Genomic DNA, 16,234 nt, shown 5'->3' on the forward strand with positions numbered 1-16,234 from the left:
CGAACACGCGGGAGGTTGCGCCAAGTGCTTGCAAGCATTAAAGAAGATCTTCTGAAAGCCGGACAAGGCGAGGGCTGCATCACATTCAAACATCTCAACAAGCTGCTGCCGGAAGATGTGAAGGACCCAGGCGCGATTGAAGCTGTGTTTGATTTTCTCAACGCGCATAATATTGAAATAGTTACTGTTGAGGATTCAGGCAGGAAAAGGACACTCTCCGGCGAGGAATGGATCAGCAAAGAGGATCTGCCGGTTGAGGAGGCCGAAGAGGAAGGCTCCCTGCTGCTCGGCGAGGACGATCACGAGGCCGAGGAGACCACCACCACCTACCTGCGGGAGATGGGCCAGTTCGAGCTGCTGACCCCGGAGGAGGAGGCCCGTTATTCCAAGGCCATCCGCGAGGGTTTCGGCGCGATCATCGAGGGCATCCGGGCCGACACTTCCGGCGTGACCGAGCTGCGCGTGCTGAAAGAGCGGATTGAGATGTGGGAGCGGCGCGATCCAACCCTGAAGCCGAAAAAACAGCAGCTCAACTACATGCGTCAGGTGGTGAAAAGGGCGGCTGGCAAATATCCTGACCAGCGCGACCTGATTGAGCTGCACACCCGCGTCGGCGCCTATGGCCGTTCGATTGAGAATGCCAAGGACTGCATGATCCGGGCCAACCTGCGCTTGGTGGTTTCTATCGCCAAACGCTACATGCACCAAGGGCTGACGCTGGCCGACCTGATTCAGGAAGGCAATCTCGGCCTGATGCGGGCGGTTTTCCGTTTCGACTACACCAAGGGCAACAAATTTTCCACCTACGCTTCGTGGTGGATCCGGCAGGCTATCACCCGCGCCATTCTCGACAAGACGCGCACCATCCGTCTGCCCGTGCATTTTCTGGAGCTGCGCAGCCAATTCTTCAAGGCCTTCTATTCCTTGCTGAAAGAGCTGGGCCGCGAGCCGACTCCGGTGGAAATCTCCGAGCTGACCGATCTGCCGATGGACAAAATCCTCGCCATTTTGGAAGCCTCGCGCGAGCCGATTTCCCTTGAAACACCGGTCGGCGATGACGACTCCACGCTTGGCGATTTTCTGGAGAATCAGGAGGCGGAATCGCCCTATGACACCGTGGAGAACCGCGAGCTGGCCGACCGCGTCACCGAGGTGCTGGGCACGCTGACCGAGCGCGAAGAAAAGATCATCCGCCTGCGCTTCGGCATCGGCGAGAAGGCGGAATACACGCTGGAGGAGATCGGCAAAAAATTCAACGTCTCCCGCGAGCGCATCCGCCAGATTGAGAAAAAGGCCCTCAACCGGCTGCGTCACTCCAGCCGCCGGGAGAAGCTGCGCTTTTTCTTGGATTGACCAGCGGCTTGAACTCTATGTGCCTGCAACGCCTCTTCTTCGGAAGGGGCGTTGTGCTTTGTACGGCGCTGCTTTTTTGGATAATGGATGAAATTCGTTGATAATACCTGTTACCAAAGAAACAGGCTGGGCTGTCAATTGGTTTGCCCCACCACCTTCCGCCCCTTCTTGACAGCAGCCTGATCGTGCTTATTGTTGCGGCACAATTCGTTACATAACCACAGTGATCCGCTGCCTGCCAGCAAAAAAAATCATCCGGAAGGATGCCACTCAGGCTGAGATCAAATGTTTTTTCTCTCCCTATAAAATCTGAGTGTTTTCCCTTGACTAATGAGCAGATGGTATGTATTATCGCGTAATGTTTTTTTATCATGTGCACATGATTAAACTTTACAAGGAGGAGTCGCATCATGGCTATTCAGGAAGAGGTCAAAATTGAAGTCGGGCAGTCTGTGGATGTAACGTTAGAATCCTCAGTGGGGTCTACAGGGTACGGATGGGAGCTGGCAGCATTGGAGGGAAATATCAATCTGGTGGGCATAGTTTCGTATCCTACAGCTTCGCGTATAGGTGCGCCTGTGGCGCAGGTTTTCACATTCCGAGGCACTGGGGAAGGAAGCGGCAAGGCTGTCCTTGTTCTGACAGCTGCGTGGAAGGTTGAGGAGCCGAAAGAGACTGTCACCTATACATTCAATGTGATGAAGGCAGCGGCTGCTGATACAGATGCTTTCCGGCTTGAAGGATTTTCCGCAAGCCCAAGGGCTGCTGTTCGCTCAACGCCGATGCCGCCCTATGCGTTCCCTGTCCGTTTCTATTATGGAGTTCTACCGCCGCAGCCTGTATATGCCGCGCCGATTGATCCTTGTTCATGCGTTACTGGCAATGAAGACTGCTGTGCCCAGCCACTTTATAACGTTCTTCCTCCAGTAAGTGCACTCTATAACGTTCGTCCTCCGGTAATTGAATACGGAGTTCGTCCGCCCCAGCCTTTATATGCTGCACCAAACGATCCATGTAGCTGCACCACAGGCAATGAAGACTGCTGCAATCCACCCACAGTCTTAAAATATAATTTTCCGGTAATGCGCTATAATATCCCGCCGATGATGCGCTATAATATTCCTCCGGTAATGCGCTACAACTTCCCTGCATCGGTGACAATGGCGTATAACTTCCCGAATAATGGAGGACTCTGTTAGTTGCTTCTGGCACAACTCAGCCGAAGTGACGAACAGAAAATAAAAGGCAGGTGCTGCACTTTTTGGCAGCATCTGCCTTTTTTGTCTTTAAAACACCTATGAGGATACATTATGACCGAATATAAAGCACTCACTGCTGTATGGGAAACAACTGTGGCCTGCAACATGCGCTGTATGCACTGCGGCTCTGCCTGCGCAACCGCCTTGCCGGATGAATTAAGCACGGAGCAGGCTCTTGCCCTCTGCGATGATCTAGGAAAATTAGGTTTGCAATGGATTACTCTTTCCGGCGGCGAACCGCTGACGCGTAAAGATTGGCCGCAGATTGCCCGGCGTTTGAAGAGCAACGGGATTGTCACCAATATGATCACCAATGGCTGGCTCTTGGATGATGAAACCGTCAAAACCATGCGCGACTGCGGCATTGGCACCGTGGCTATCAGTTTGGATGGAGTTGGAGAAACCCATGATGCCATCAGAAAGGCCGGGTCGTTTGAACGCAACATGAAGGCCTTCGCGTTACTGAAAAAACACGGGCAGTATTCTGGTGCAATCACCAGCATCAATAAAAAAAATATTCATGAGCTGTCTGCAATCAGAAACACGCTGATTGCTCACGGTGTGAATGCTTGGCAGCTACAGATATGTATTCCTATGGGCAATATGAGCCATCATAAGGATGATCTTGTTGCGCCTGAGGATGTTGACGGCATTCTTGACTTCTGTCTTGAAACCGCCCAGCAGAATAAAATAACAATCTATCCGGCAGACTGTCTGGGATATTATACGGATAAAGAAAAGCTCATCCGCATGTATAGCCTTGGGCCTGCCAATGCTGGAGAATGGGCGGGGTGTAATGCAGGGACACGCGGTTTCGGCATCTTGCACAATGGCGATGTGATTGGTTGCACGTCAATCAGAGACCGAAAGTTTATTGAAGGAAACATCCTGAAGCAAAGCATTGTGGAACTCTGGAATGCGCCGGATGCCTTCCAATGGTCTCGCGGGATGAAGAAAAGTGATCTTGGCGGTGCTTGCAAAACCTGCACCTATGGCGAAACCTGTTTGGGAGGCTGTCCAAACACCCGCCTGACCATGAACGGCACCATGCGATCGGAAAATCCGTATTGCGTCTATTTGACAGCGCGGAAGAAGCTGCAAGAAAAGCTGGACGGTTCTCAGGATGCTGCCTCTTTGTTCAAAAAAGCGGAACGCCTTGCCAGAATGCATTCCTATCAGGAAGCCGGTATCATCCTTGAATATCTGCGCAAGAACGCCCCGGACAATACCGATGTCCTGTCGCTGCTCGGCTTCACCCATTTCTTCTTGGAGAATTATGAAGAAGCTAAAGAGGTGAATGAAACCATTCTCGCCCAAAAGCCTGACGATTGGTATGCCAACAAGGGGCTTGGCCTTTCTCTGCACAAAATGGGAAAGAGCAAAGAAGGCATAGGCTTTCTTGAAAAATCCATTCAAACAGCTCCAGCAGGACTTGCAGACCCGTATCATGATCTTGCCGCAGTCTATTATGAGCTTGGCGACGCAGGAAGTGCCAATGCCGTGCTTGCACGGCTGCGGGTTTGAAGGAGACGGGATATGAAACGACGTATTTCCTTGGTTGCACCGCTTCCGTCTCTGTTGGATGAGCGAAGAAAGGCTTCACAGACAGTGCCGCCTGAACCACCGACAATTCCTACGCTACCCATATAACCAGCCGTCCTGCCATGCGCAAGCTGCTTGCTCAAGGCCGAGAGCAGCTTCGGCGTATGGGCAAAGAGGTGTGGCGGCATATGCTGGATTAGAAGGGAATATGGAAACAGCCTGCTGGAATTTTCAGCAGGCGCAGGTTTGTTATGCAGCGATGTGGGAATATGTGCCAAAGCCTGGCATTTATCCTTGTTATATTCATGCTTCCCATCTGTATTTATCTCCACAACAAAGCTGCCTGTGCGGAATGGCTGACGGAGCTGGAGCAATATGACAAGGTAATCGAAGATGATAAACTACTCCTCTACGAAGCCTGGCTGCTCCAGCAGTGCCTTGTTGGTGAAGCAGGCGAAAAAATGGCTTGTTTGGCCCAAGAGGTGCTGAAAAAAATGGACAGCTTTGAAGGGGTATTGTAATTGAATCCGGTGCTTGAAATCACCCTGCCCTGCTCTGGCGAACGTGGGCAGTCGGCGAAACACTTTACCCAACTATCTGATTTTTATTGAAAAGCCATGGCCATCGCAGCAAAAGAGGATGAACAGTGATGGTTTCCGCATACACCGAGACCGTGCGGACAAGGCTGGAACAGGTGGAAATGATATCTATATCGGGCAGGTAGGGGCGAAAGCCCCTATACCGCGCACATCATTTTTTTGCCCTTACATCAAGCACATCGAACTGATTCAGCAGGTCATCCAGCGCATGGCGGGCAATTCCTTCCTGCTCAAAGGCTGGAGCGTCACCATTGCCGCCGCCCTCTTTGTCCTCTCCGCCAAGGACGCGCAGACCTCCTTTCTGCTGGTCGCGCTGCTGCCGACCCTTGCTTTCTGGCACTTGGACGGGTATTTTCTCCGGCAGGAACGCCTGTTCCGCAAGCTCTACGACAAGGTGACAGCCACTGCGCCGGAACAGATTGATTTTTCCATGAACACCCAGCCTTTTGCCAATGATGTTGACGGCTGGCTGAAAATCTGCTGCTCATCCACGCTGCTGGCCTTTTATGGCGCGGTGTTCGGCTCTGCCGTGCTTGTCTTTTTGCACATCTTGATCAGCGGCGTATAAGCTGCAACAACCTTTTTTCTATCATGAATAATTCAGATTGGATAGCGCGGGGCGAAGCCGTGTTCGCAGGAACCTACACCCGTTTTCCGGCGGCAATCGTCAAAGGCGAGGGCTGCCGTCTCTGGGACGCAGACGGCAAGGAGTATTTGGATTTTCTCTCCGGCATTGCGGTCTGCTCGCTGGGGCATTGCCACCCGGCAGTGACGGAGGCCATCTGCGCCCAGGCAAAGAAACTGCTGCATGTCTCCAACCTTTTTTACACCGAGCCGCAGACTGAGCTGGCCGAGCTGCTGATCAAGCACAGCTTTGCCGAGCGGGTTTTCTTCTGCAATTCCGGCGCGGAGGCCAACGAGGCGGCGATCAAGCTGGCCCGCATTTACAGCAGCAGCACGGGCCGCTATGAGGTGATTTCCCTCAGCGGCTCCTTTCATGGCCGCACCTTGGCCACGGTGGCCGCCACAGGTCAGCCGAAATTCCACAAAGGTTTCGAGCCGCTGCCGACAGGCTTCATCCATGCCGATTTCGGTGCGCCGGAAGCGATTGAGCGGCTGATCAGCAGCAAAACCTGCGCCATATTGTGCGAGCCGATTCAGGGCGAAAGCGGCGTGCGTCCGCTGCCGACGGAATATCTGCAAGCCATCCGGGCTATCTGCGACCGCCACGGCCTGCTGCTGATTTTCGATGAGGTGCAGACTGGCATCGGGCGCACTGGCACGCTCTTCGCCTACGAGCACTGCGGCGTGGTGCCGGACATCATGACCTTGGCCAAGGCTTTAGGCAACGGCCTGCCCATCGGCGCGATGCTCACCCGCGCCAAAATCGCCGCCGCCTTCACGCCCGGCACGCACGCCTCGACCTTCGGCGGCAATGCAGTTGCGGCAGCGGCTGGCGTGGCGGTGCTGCAAACCATGCTCGCGGAAGGTTTCTTTGAAGAACTGCGCCAACGCAGTGCGTATTTCGTCCAGCGGCTGGAAGGATTAGCGCAACAATTTCCGCAGCTCTGCGCCAGTGTGCGCGGACGAGGAATGCTGCTTGGCTTGGTGCTGACAGAGCAAGGCATCACGCACGGCCCAGAGATCGTCCGGCGGATGTTTGAACGCGGCATTCTGATCAATTTCGCCGGAATGCAGGCTCTGCGCTTCATTCCGCCGTTGACAGTCAGCCAAGAAGACATTGACCGGGTGCTTGCGGAATTAGGAACTGTGCTGGCGGAATTCGTGTAAATACTAAGCAGCAGGGGCGAAAAATTTTTCGCCCCTGCTAAAAAGATGTAAATCAGGCCAGCGTCGCCTTCACACCCGGCGGAATCCCTTTCCGGCAGGGATTCTCCTGAAACACTTCCTTCAGCGCTTTGCCGAGATGCCGGAAAAGCAGCAGCCAGCCTTCCGCAGGAGCAATGTTTTCTCGGACATGCACCATAATGCTGCAATCCAGCCCGCCTGCCAAGCCGTCTAAGAAGTCATCCAAATCTTCAGAGAAGAGACCGCCGAAGACACCCTGACCAAGCAGGAATTGCTGACGGAACGCGCTGTACGATTCATTGAAGGGCACGAATTTGACGAACTTGCGCCCTTCGACGCTCACTCCGACACTGAGCGGCTGGCTGACTAAATCGTCCGCTGTACTGATGCTGCTGCCCGCGCCGTTCACCCCGCAGCGGTTCATGCGGAGAATGAGCAGCTCTTTCAACGCCTTGCCCAGCACAAGGCCGATGTCTTCCATCACCACATGGCTGGAACTCAGCCGCTCGGCAACAAAATCCACAGCCAGTGTGAAGCCCGCCTCCTGCGCCATAGCCTCCAGCAGGCCGCCAAAGCCGCTGACCTGAATGGACGGCCCGACCTTGAAATTGTAGGCACCGGGCCAATGCTCGTTGCACTGCACGGCCACACGCACCCGGCTTTCCGCTGTGGTGCGGACAACAGCGGCGGTTTGCTCGGACAGCTCCTCGACTACGATGCCGTGCGCCGGAGCTGCTTTGCCATCCGACGCATCAGCCTGAACCTGCGGCATTTCCGGCGCAAAGATTTTGCTCAGGGCAATGCCGACTGAGCGGAATACGCCTTCCCAAGCATGATGCGGGTCTTCCACGCCGCAAATGCGGATGTGCAGCCGCGCCCGCAAGCCCTGCGCCAGCCCGCGCAGCAGCTCAAGCAGCGGCGCGCTGGAGGCAAGCTGCTCGCAGCGCAGGCCGAAAAACCAAGCCGGATCAAGCTGTTCCACAGTTTCAATCAGCATATCCGGCTCGGCGGCAATAATCGCTGTGACCTCCGCGCTGCCGTCGTCAATCATGCCGAGCGCGGCTCCGATCTCCGCTTGACGGGGAAATCCGGCAATTGCCCGGCCCAGCGCAAGGCCAAGCTGCGGCCAGTCATTGCTGTTCCAAAACAAATCAATGCCGCAGCCCATCCGCCAAGCGATATGCTCGATCATGTGGCTGACAAAATCATTTGGCGTGAGCAGTTTTTTCTTGGTCGGCGTGCCAAATTGCAGAGCGACAGTATTCGGCAGAAAGGAGGAATACACTCTGCGGATGCAATCTGACTGTTCCAGCGCGGCAAATGTTGTGCCGCCGGTGGCAACGCCGATGGTGAAGCAGCCAGCTTTGCAGCCTGCCTCTGCACCAAGCAAAGAATCTTCAATCACGGCGCACTGCGATGGCGGAATTTCCAAAAGATTGGCGGCATAGATGTACGTGTCAGGCGCAGGCTTTGGCCGCAGATTGTGCAGATCGTTGCCGACAATCAGATCAAAATATTCCGCAATGCCGGACTGCGTGACAATCTTGCGCACATCTTCGGTCGGATTATTGGAAACCACCGCTGTTTTGATGCCCTGCGCCCGGCAGGCGGCAAGAATCTCAACAATGCCCGGATTGACTGAAAACACTGCCTCCTTGCGGGCCTGATTGTACTCAGCAAGGACAGCGTCCTGCACAGCATCTGCTGCGGTGATGCCCTGTTCGTTCTCGATAAAGGCGAAAATCCGCCGCCAGAATTCCGGCGGATGATAGGCGAAGATAGAGCGAATAAATTCTTTCGAGAGATGTGCCGACCTGCCAAGGTGTTTTTTCAGCAGCTCGCCGCAGAGGGAAAGGTCAAGGCCAAGGCTGTCTAAAAGAACGCCGTCCATGTCGAAGAGAATGGCCTTGGTTTCGTCCGGCAGCCAGAGGATGTTGTCTAATTGCATCGGAATTTTGAATAAATTTTAGGCAGCCAACTGTAAAGGGAGCTGAAATCTTCCCGCCACAACCCCGGCCACAGTCAGGTCTTCGTCAATTTCCCCCCACCGCAGCGCATGTCCGCCAAGCTCTATCTGAACTTCTCGGAGCTGCTCATCAGACGCTTGACTGAGAATACGAAATCTGTCGGCAGGAAAGCCGACAACCCGACCATCTGTCAGCTCCATGTAAATCATTCTTTTTTCAACCCAACCACGAATGGCGACGGGTTCAATTGCAAAATTTGTGATATTCATGGTAGTTGCAGAGTGAAAAATCTCTGTTCTCAAACACAAAATATTCTATTTCCCGCACGTCATGGCTGACACAACGGATGTCCACCTTCGCCTCGCGGTAATTCTGCATGAAACTGGCATCGAGCAGCAGGGCTTTTTCCTCCTCGCTACTGCGCTGCAACTCCTCAAAATTTTTCACTTTGTTTTCGCGCTCCCATACTCCAGCTTAGGGAACGAACCGTCAAAAATGAATAATCTCTTCACCTGTTATGACTTCTGGATATATCTTAGGCTCTATAGTTTTTTTGAAGAAACTACCAGATGGGTTGATATCGAAAATAATATTTAAAATTTTACCATCGTTATCAGTTTTAACGATAAATGATTCCCTGTCAAACACCCCACCGTTAAATACAAAAATCCATTCGTTGTCAGAACAGATAATTTCCTGTTTTTTCTTTCCATCTATCGTACGAAGGTACCCTCTAAAATTTCTATGTAATATAGAAAAAGCGTCAAAGAAAATTTGAGCATCGTCAACATTTTTTATTTTATTTTTTTTATCAATCAATTCAAGTAAAGCGGACATAGAGATTCCATTTTGTTGTGGAACTTCGATTTCGATAATTTCTTCTCCTTTTTTTGCCAGAAAGATTTTTTTGCCAGAAAAAGATCCTTTAGATTTTTCTTTTAAAATTATAACCTTGAATAATCTATACGATAAAATCTGTTTTAATCCAAAAGAATTAATTAATTTACATTTAACTTTCATTTTTTTATCCGTATCACTACCTGCATATTTCGCTATAAATTTTTTAATAGATTCCTTTTCTTCCATCGAAGAAATCTCGACTGTCTGTCTCTCTTCAGCTTGATTTTCCATAGAAAAATTAGACTTTTTTTCATCATTGCATCCAACTATCTGAGTTACAAACAAAATTATTGTTACAGCAAAAAAAGTCTTGATCTTCATTTTTCTCCTTTTTAGTTAAAAAAACTACTTCCCAATGCAAAACTTCGCAAACACCGCATCCAGCACGTCATCCGGTGTGGTCAGGCCGACGATATCGGCAAGATGATCAAGGGCAGTCTGGAGGTCAACGGCCAGCAGGTCGGCAGGTTCGCCCGCCAGCAGGGTCGCCTCGACCTGAACGCAGGCGGCCAAAGTTTTCTCTAAAATCAGCTTGTGGCGAAGATTGGGCGCACAGGCGGGCTGCTCGTCCATGCCGTCACCGCTGCCCATCGCCGCCTGCCAGACCGCATCCAGCAGGGCCTCAATGCCGCCGCTGCTCTTGGCTGCTGTCCGCACCTGCATTTCTCCAGCAAATTCAAGGCTGATGCGCTCCAGCAGACTGCTGTCCGCCGCGTCCACCTTGTTCAGCACCAAAATCCGCTTTTTCCCCGCCAGCGACTGATGCAGCTCGCGGTCAGAGGCGGTCAGCTCCTGCGAGGCATCCAGCACTAGCAGCACCAAATCCGCCTGCTCGACCTTGCGCCGCGCCCGCTTAATGCCCAGCCCTTCGACCGCGTCGGCGTGCTCGCGGATGCCCGCTGTGTCAACGAGATGCACCGGAATGCCGCGCACCGAAATCAGCTCCTCAATGGTGTCGCGGGTGGTGCCGGGCAGATCGGCGACTAAGGCGCGTTCCTCGCGCAGCAGGGCGTTGAGCAGGCTGGATTTGCCGACATTGGGCCGCCCAGCAATCACCGCCTTGAGACCCTCGCGGAAAATCCGGCCCTGCTCGGCCAAGGCCAGCAGCTGTCGCAATGGCTGCGCCGCCCGCGTCCGCAGCAGCTCCAGCAGCGGGCCGCTTTCGAGTATTTCTGCGGCATCATCGGGAAAATCAATCGCCACTTCGACCTGCGCCAGCAGTTCAACCAGCGCGTCGCGCACCGCGCTGATCCGCTCGTACAACGCGCCTTGCAGATGCTCGGTCGCCAATTTCGCACTGGCGGCGGTGCGGGCTTCAATCAAATCGGCCACCGCTTCAGCGCGGGTGAGGTCAATCCGCCCGGCGAGAAAGGCCCGCTTGGTGAACTCGCCCGGCTCGGCAGGCCGCGCACCGGCGGCGATTGCCTCGGCAAGAATCGCCTGCAAAACCGGCCAGCTGCCATGGCTCTGGATTTCCGCCGCGTCCTCGCAGGTGTAGCTGTGCGGCGCACGCATCAAAACGGCCATCGCCTCATCCAACACTGCGCCGCTGCGGTCAAGCACTTTGCCGTAGCAAAGACGATGGCTTCGCCAAGCGTTCTGCGGACGCTGCGGCACGAACAGCCGCCGCAGGATGCCCTCCGCCTCCGGCCCGCTGATGCGGACGATGCCGATGCCACCGCTGCCCGGAGCCGTGGCAATGGCGGCGATGGTGTCCTCAGTCTTCAGCCGGGCCGTCATTCTGCTGCCCTTTGCCGCCCTTGCGCGGGAACGGCTTTTTCTTGCCCGGCTTGTAAATCAGCACCTTTTTGAACAGGCCCTCGCCGACCGAACGGCTGCGTACCTCCTTGTCATCCTGCAAGAGCATGTGCACCGCCCGCCGCTCCGAAGGATTGAGGGCGGGAATGGCCTGCGTCATGCCGTCCACGCGCACTTGTGCGGCCAGCTCCAGCACCCGTTTTTTCAGCTCCTCAATCCGCCGCTCGCGGTAGTCGCCGACCTCGATGGCTAATTTAGTGCGGTCGGGCAGCAGGCGGGTGGTCATTTTTCGCAGCAGATACTGGAGGCTGTCCAAGGTGCGGCCTTCCTGCCCGGTGAGGATGTCCTGATGCTCGCCGCTGACTTTGCAGGCCACGGTCTGGTTGTCCAGCTCCACGGTCACGCTGGACGGGCAGCTCATCAGCTCCAGCAGCTTGGCCACATCCTGCCGCACCGCTTCAAGGGCTTCCGCAGTCGGCGGCACATAGGGGCCAAGCTCTTCCGCCGGAACTTCTTTGCTTTCAGGCGGCGTGACCGCTTCTTTCTGCCGCTCAACCTTCTCCGGCTGCGGCTTGGGAGCAGGCTTTTTCTGTTCTCTCGGAGGCCGTTCTTTTTTCTTCGGCGGGGTTTTAGCTGGGGCAGCAGATTCCGCCAGCGGAGCCGCCGCCTCCGTTTCCGGGCGGACGACCTCAGCAGCAGGCTTCGGCTGCCCTTTGCGGCTCACTCTGATCCTCGCCCGTTTCCGGCAGAGGCCGAAGATGCCGGGCGAGCCGGTCTCCAGCACTTCGATGGTCAAATCCTCCTGCGCGGCGGCCAGCTCCTTGCAGGCATTCGCTATTGCGTCGGCAACATTGCTGCCGTAGAAATCCTGTTCTTTTGCCATGATGGCACCTCAATGCGGGACAGCCTCGGCGGTGTTCTGCCGGTTGATCAGCTGCTGCTGAAGAATGGACAGCAGGTTGCTGACAAACCAGTAAAGCACCAGCCCGGAGGCGAAATTGACAAACATGACCGTGAAAATGACCGGCATCATCTGCATCATTTTGGCCTGCTGCGGATCGGCGGTGGTCGGGGTCATCTTCTGCTGGAGGAACATCGTGCCGCCCATCAGCAGAGTGAGCACCGGAATGCCGTGCAGCACCGGGATGTCGAAGCCGATCATCAGCCGGTCAGGCGCAGACAAGTCATTGATCCAGAGCAGGAAGGGGGCGTGGCGCAGCTCGATGGCCGCCATCAGCACGCGGTAGAGGGCAAAGAAAAAAGGAATCTGAATCAGCATCGGCAGGCAGCCGCCGAGCGGATTGACCTTGTACGTTTTGTACATGGCCATCATTTCCTGATTCATCTTCACCGGGTCGTCCTTGAACTTCTCGCGCAGCTTTGCCACCTTAGGCTGAATCTTCTGCATGTTCTTCATCGACTTCATGCCCTTGTGCGTAATTGGCCAGAAGGCCCCTTTGACCGCGCAGGTGAGCAGGATGATGGCGATGCCGTAATTGCCGAAGATGTTGTGAAAAAAGTTGAGCAGCCAGAGCATCGGCCTTGCCAGCGGACTGAGCCAGCCAAAGTTGATCGTCTCTTCCAGTCCGTAGCCCACTTCCTTCAGCAGCGAGAGCTTTTTCGGGCCGAAATAGCCTTCATGGGCAAACACGACGGACGCGCCCGGCACCAGCTCACGCGGCCCTTCACTGAGCACAGTGCGGATGTTCTGCTCGCCGGAATGGCTGATGCTGATGCTGCCGCTGCCGCTTTTCTCCGGCAGCAGGGTGAGCATGAAATAGCTGTCCATGTGCCCGGCCCAGCCGATTTCACCCTGCACCAGCGCTGGCCCTTGCGCCAGCTCTTTAAGCGGAATTTCCTTGAGCTGCTTGTTGACATAGACTGTCGGGCCGCTGAACAGCCCGTTGCTTGCGCCGCCTGCCTTGAGCGGCCCGTTGCTCATGGACAGTGCCGGAAGCAGTTGCGCCGGAGCCGTGCCGCCGTTAGTCACGGTGGCGGTACTGCCGATCAGGTAGTTGTCAGCATGAAACGTCAGCTTACGCTCAATGCGCAGGCCGCCAGCCAGCTCGGCCCGCAGGAGCAGGCTGCTGTCACCTTGGGTGACATTGACCGTTGTTTTCTCCGCCTTGAACAAAGGCAGCTCCTTGGCCGCGCCGCCGTCAAGGCTGAAGGCCAGCGGCAAGTCCGCCGGATTGCTGACCGTGATCAGCTCCACCGACGGCGCGTTCTTATCCCGCGTTTGGCGGTAACTTTTGAGAATGAAGCTCTTCAGGCCGCCGCCCTGCTCAAAGAAGACCGCCTTGTAGAGCGGGGCCTCCACCTTGATCTCGCGGGCATCGGCATTGACAGCCACTTGCGCCGCAGCGGGCATGGACGCTGCTTGCTCCTGGGTCTGCGCCGGAGCAGCGGCAGGCTGGGATGTTGTGGTCTGCTCAACAGGCGCGACGGGCTTGGGCGGGGGAAATAAATACTGCCAGCCCAGCAGGATGAGCATGGAAAGAATGATGGCCAGCAAGGCCCGGTAGGTGTCCATTGTTGTGTTGTGTCGGTCGAAAAGGAAAAGTCCGGCGGAACAGCGGCAGTTCTGCGGCGTTATTCAACCGGATCATAGCCGCCTGCGGCGAAGGGATGACAGCGCAGGATGCGCCGCACAGCCAGCAGGCTGCCCCGCGCCGCGCCGTGGCGGGTCACTGCTTGAACCGCGTATTCGGAGCAGGTGGGGACGTAACGGCAGCAGGGCGGAAAAAGCGGGGAAATGCAGAGCTGATAGCCGCGCACCAGCAGCAGGCAGCAGCGAGCCGCCAAACTGCGGCGTTCCGGCTCAGGCTGCCGCATCGCGCCGCTCCGGCAGGCCGGTCAGCTCCGCCACCGCCGCTCGCACCTCGTTCAGGCCATCAAGGGAAAAGTCTGGCCGCACGGCAAAGACGATATCGCTGGAGCCGGGGAAAATCTCTCGGTGCAGGCGGAAAGTTTCGCGGACCAGCCGCTTGATCCGGTTGCGGCGCACGGCGCAGCCGGTTTTAGCCGGAACGCTGATGCCGAGTCGGCTGCCCGGCTGGCCGCTGCCGCAGCAGACCAGCAGAAATCCCGGCCCGCGCAGCCGCCTGCCCTGCCGGTACACCACGTTGAACTCTCCGCTCTTCCTGAGCAGGCAGGATTTGGGCAGAGCGAAGGGCTTCATACGGATCAGGCGGAGAGCCGCTTCCGTCCCTTGGCGCGCCGCCGCCGGATCACGGCCCGACCGGATTTGGTGCTCATGCGCTCGCGGAATCCATGGGTGCGGGCGCGTTTGATATTGCTGGGCTGAAATGTTCTCTTGCTCATGATCTGGGTTCCTGATGCTGATGTTGATGAATGTTCCGGGCCTGCGCCCGCCGCTGTCCGGCTGCCTTATTTCAGAAATCCTGCTGCACGGGCAATGTTTTTATAGACAGGGAAAGCTGCGATACGCACAATACGGGCAGACTGAGGCCACCGTCTGAATTGAATTTTTTCATTGTACTCAGCGGCGGCGGGGCTGTCAAATTATTTCCCTTGCGGGCGCAGAGTTGCTCTCAAGTTTTGCCGCAAAATTTTATCGCAGGAAAAGAAATGGAGAAGGATTTTATGCACAATGAGGTGCGGCTGGTGCTCGCTGGCCGCTGGTTAGTGAGCATAGACGGCGAGGTGCGGGAGGAGACAGGCATTTCCGTGGCTGTGGCCGGTGACAGCATTGCGGAAATCGGCCCGGACTTGGCGGCCAAATATCCGCAGGCTGAACTGCTGGCCTGTCCGCATGGGCTGATCATGCCCGGCCTGGTCAATGTCCACACGCACGCAGCCATGTCCTGCTTCCGAGGCTTGGCCGACGATCTGCCGCTAATGGACTGGCTGACGCAGCATATCTTTCCCCGCGAGGCGCAGCTGACGAAAGAAATCGTCTATCATGCCACGCTGCTGTCCATTTGCGAGATGATCAAATCCGGCACCACCAGCTATAACGACATGTACCTCTTCACCAAAGAGGCGGCGCGGGCAGCGGCGGACGCGGGAATGCGGGCGTGGATCGGCGAGGCGTTTTTCGATTTTCCCTCGCCAAACTACGGCGAGCTGGAGAATGGTTTTGCCTATGTGGAAGAATTATTCAGCGCATACGAAGACAGCGATTTGATCAAAATCACGGTCAATCCCCACGCGGTGTACACCTGCTCCCCGACCTTGCTCCAGCGGGCGGCGGCATTAGCTGAACGAAAAAATGCTTTGCTGCATATCCATCTGGCTGAAACCCGTGACGAGGTGCAAGGCTGCGCGGAAAAATACGGCTGCACTCCGGCGCGGCATCTGGAGCGGCTCGGTCTGCTCAACGAGCGGACTGTGGCCGCGCACTGCGTCATGCTGGATGATGAAGAAATTGCCCTGCTGGCCCGGCGCGGAGTGAAAGTCGCACATTGCCCGGAATCAAACATGAAACTGGCTTCCGGCATCGCTCCGGCGCAGAAGATGCTCGGCGGCGGCGTGACAATCGGCATCGGCACGGACGGCAGCGCGTCCAACAACGACCTGGACATGTTCGGTGAGATGAGCACGGCGGCCAAGCTGCACAAGGTGCGCGACCTTGATCCGACAGCGATGAGCGCGGAGACCGTGCTGCGGGCCGCCACGCTCGGCGGTGCCGAGGTTCTGGGCGCGGCGGACAAAATCGGCAGCGTCGCGGTCGGCAAAAAGGCGGACTTGATCATGCTCAATCTGCGGCAGCCGCACCTCTGTCCGCTGCACAATCCGGTCTCGCAGCTCGTTTATGCGGCAAAGGGCAGCGATGTCATCCATTCTGTCGTCAACGGGCGCGTGGTCATGCGCGACCGGCGCTTGACCACGCTGAACGAGGCGGCGGTTCTGGCGGAAATGGAGCGGATTGGCGAAACAATTCGACACATGAGCTGAGGCAGGAAACAAAAAAAAGCCGCACATAGCAGCCCATGCGGGCTGTTATGTGCGGCTTGAACAAGAATCCGGCAGCGGCCTACTCTCCCGCACAGTCGCCCGTGCAGTACCATCGGCGCTGGAGAGC

The 16,234-nt window shown here is 55.9% G+C and carries 17 protein-coding genes; 7 read left to right on the forward strand and 10 right to left on the reverse strand.

The window, feature by feature from the left end; all coding sequences use genetic code 11:
- The first annotated feature begins 24 nt into the window (after positions 1–24).
- The 6 genes from ACNKH6_RS10840 (at position 25) to ACNKH6_RS10865 (ending at position 6,544) form a co-directional block, all read left to right on the forward strand.
- The gene (locus ACNKH6_RS10840) at positions 25–1,353 is read left to right on the forward strand and encodes a sigma-70 family RNA polymerase sigma factor (protein ID WP_417915580.1); all 1,329 of its coding nucleotides are present in this window, start codon (positions 25–27) and stop codon (positions 1,351–1,353) included.
- 410 nt (positions 1,354–1,763) lie between these two features.
- The gene (locus ACNKH6_RS10845; protein ID WP_417915581.1) at positions 1,764–2,552 is read left to right on the forward strand and encodes a protease inhibitor I42 family protein; all 789 of its coding nucleotides are present in this window, start codon (positions 1,764–1,766) and stop codon (positions 2,550–2,552) included.
- Between the two features lie 111 nt (positions 2,553–2,663).
- On the forward strand, positions 2,664–4,136 hold the full coding sequence (locus tag ACNKH6_RS10850; RefSeq protein ID WP_417915582.1) for a radical SAM protein: 1,473 nt from the start codon (positions 2,664–2,666) through the stop codon (positions 4,134–4,136).
- 323 nt (positions 4,137–4,459) lie between these two features.
- Positions 4,460–4,675 carry a hypothetical protein gene (locus tag ACNKH6_RS10855; RefSeq protein WP_417915583.1) on the forward strand — a complete coding sequence of 72 codons (216 nt, stop codon included), beginning with the start codon at positions 4,460–4,462 and terminating at the stop codon, positions 4,673–4,675.
- 118 nt (positions 4,676–4,793) lie between these two features.
- Positions 4,794–5,321 carry a hypothetical protein gene (locus tag ACNKH6_RS10860; RefSeq protein ID WP_417915584.1) on the forward strand — a complete coding sequence of 176 codons (528 nt, stop codon included), beginning with the start codon at positions 4,794–4,796 and terminating at the stop codon, positions 5,319–5,321.
- Between the two features lie 23 nt (positions 5,322–5,344).
- Positions 5,345–6,544, forward strand: a complete 1,200-nt coding sequence (locus ACNKH6_RS10865; protein WP_417915585.1) for an acetylornithine transaminase — start codon at positions 5,345–5,347, stop codon at positions 6,542–6,544.
- Positions 6,545–6,596: 52 nt separating this feature from the next.
- Here ACNKH6_RS10865 and ACNKH6_RS10870 read toward each other — a convergent pair whose 3' ends face one another.
- Genes ACNKH6_RS10870 through rpmH form a run of 10 tightly spaced genes read right to left on the reverse strand, consistent with a single transcriptional unit; the run spans position 6,597 to position 14,511 of the window.
- Positions 6,597–8,510 carry an HAD-IA family hydrolase gene (locus tag ACNKH6_RS10870; RefSeq protein ID WP_417915586.1) on the reverse strand — a complete coding sequence of 638 codons (1,914 nt, stop codon included), beginning with the start codon at positions 8,508–8,510 and terminating at the stop codon, positions 6,597–6,599.
- Positions 8,511–8,528: 18 nt separating this feature from the next.
- Entirely contained in the window at positions 8,529–8,798 is a 270-nt protein-coding gene (locus tag ACNKH6_RS10875) for a DUF2442 domain-containing protein (protein WP_417915587.1), read from the reverse strand.
- Positions 8,773–8,976 (reverse strand): hypothetical protein, encoded by a 204-nt coding sequence (locus ACNKH6_RS10880; RefSeq protein ID WP_417915588.1) that lies wholly within the window; start codon positions 8,974–8,976, stop codon positions 8,773–8,775. Before ACNKH6_RS10880 ends, ACNKH6_RS10875 begins: the two co-directional genes overlap by 26 nt.
- A 42-nt stretch (positions 8,977–9,018) precedes the next feature.
- Positions 9,019–9,750 carry a hypothetical protein gene (locus tag ACNKH6_RS10885; protein WP_417915589.1) on the reverse strand — a complete coding sequence of 244 codons (732 nt, stop codon included), beginning with the start codon at positions 9,748–9,750 and terminating at the stop codon, positions 9,019–9,021.
- Positions 9,751–9,774: 24 nt separating this feature from the next.
- Entirely contained in the window at positions 9,775–11,169 is a 1,395-nt protein-coding gene (mnmE, locus tag ACNKH6_RS10890; RefSeq protein ID WP_417915590.1) for a tRNA uridine-5-carboxymethylaminomethyl(34) synthesis GTPase MnmE, read from the reverse strand.
- Positions 11,147–12,070 carry a Jag N-terminal domain-containing protein gene (locus ACNKH6_RS10895; RefSeq protein WP_417915591.1) on the reverse strand — a complete coding sequence of 308 codons (924 nt, stop codon included), beginning with the start codon at positions 12,068–12,070 and terminating at the stop codon, positions 11,147–11,149. Before ACNKH6_RS10895 ends, mnmE begins: the two co-directional genes overlap by 23 nt.
- 9 nt (positions 12,071–12,079) lie before the next feature.
- Positions 12,080–13,720: a membrane protein insertase YidC gene (gene yidC / locus ACNKH6_RS10900; protein WP_417915592.1), complete on the reverse strand. Its 1,641-nt coding sequence runs from the start codon at positions 13,718–13,720 to the stop codon at positions 12,080–12,082.
- A gap of 59 nt (positions 13,721–13,779) precedes the next feature.
- Positions 13,780–14,022 (reverse strand): membrane protein insertion efficiency factor YidD, encoded by a 243-nt coding sequence (gene yidD, locus ACNKH6_RS10905; protein WP_417915593.1) that lies wholly within the window; start codon positions 14,020–14,022, stop codon positions 13,780–13,782.
- A complete protein-coding gene (gene rnpA, locus ACNKH6_RS10910; protein WP_417915594.1) occupies positions 14,009–14,368 on the reverse strand; it encodes a ribonuclease P protein component in 360 nt (119 codons plus the stop codon). Before rnpA ends, yidD begins: the two co-directional genes overlap by 14 nt.
- A 5-nt stretch (positions 14,369–14,373) precedes the next feature.
- On the reverse strand, positions 14,374–14,511 hold the full coding sequence (rpmH, locus tag ACNKH6_RS10915) for a 50S ribosomal protein L34 (protein WP_417911963.1): 138 nt from the start codon (positions 14,509–14,511) through the stop codon (positions 14,374–14,376).
- Between the two features lie 267 nt (positions 14,512–14,778).
- Between rpmH and ACNKH6_RS10920 the strand changes: the two genes are divergently transcribed.
- A complete protein-coding gene (locus ACNKH6_RS10920; RefSeq protein WP_417915595.1) occupies positions 14,779–16,107 on the forward strand; it encodes an amidohydrolase in 1,329 nt (442 codons plus the stop codon).
- Positions 16,108–16,234 lie beyond the last annotated feature (127 nt).

Origin of the sequence: Candidatus Electronema sp. JM, assembly GCF_048287415.1 — a bacterium.
In the GTDB taxonomy this organism is placed as follows: Bacteria; Desulfobacterota; Desulfobulbia; order Desulfobulbales; family Desulfobulbaceae; genus Electronema.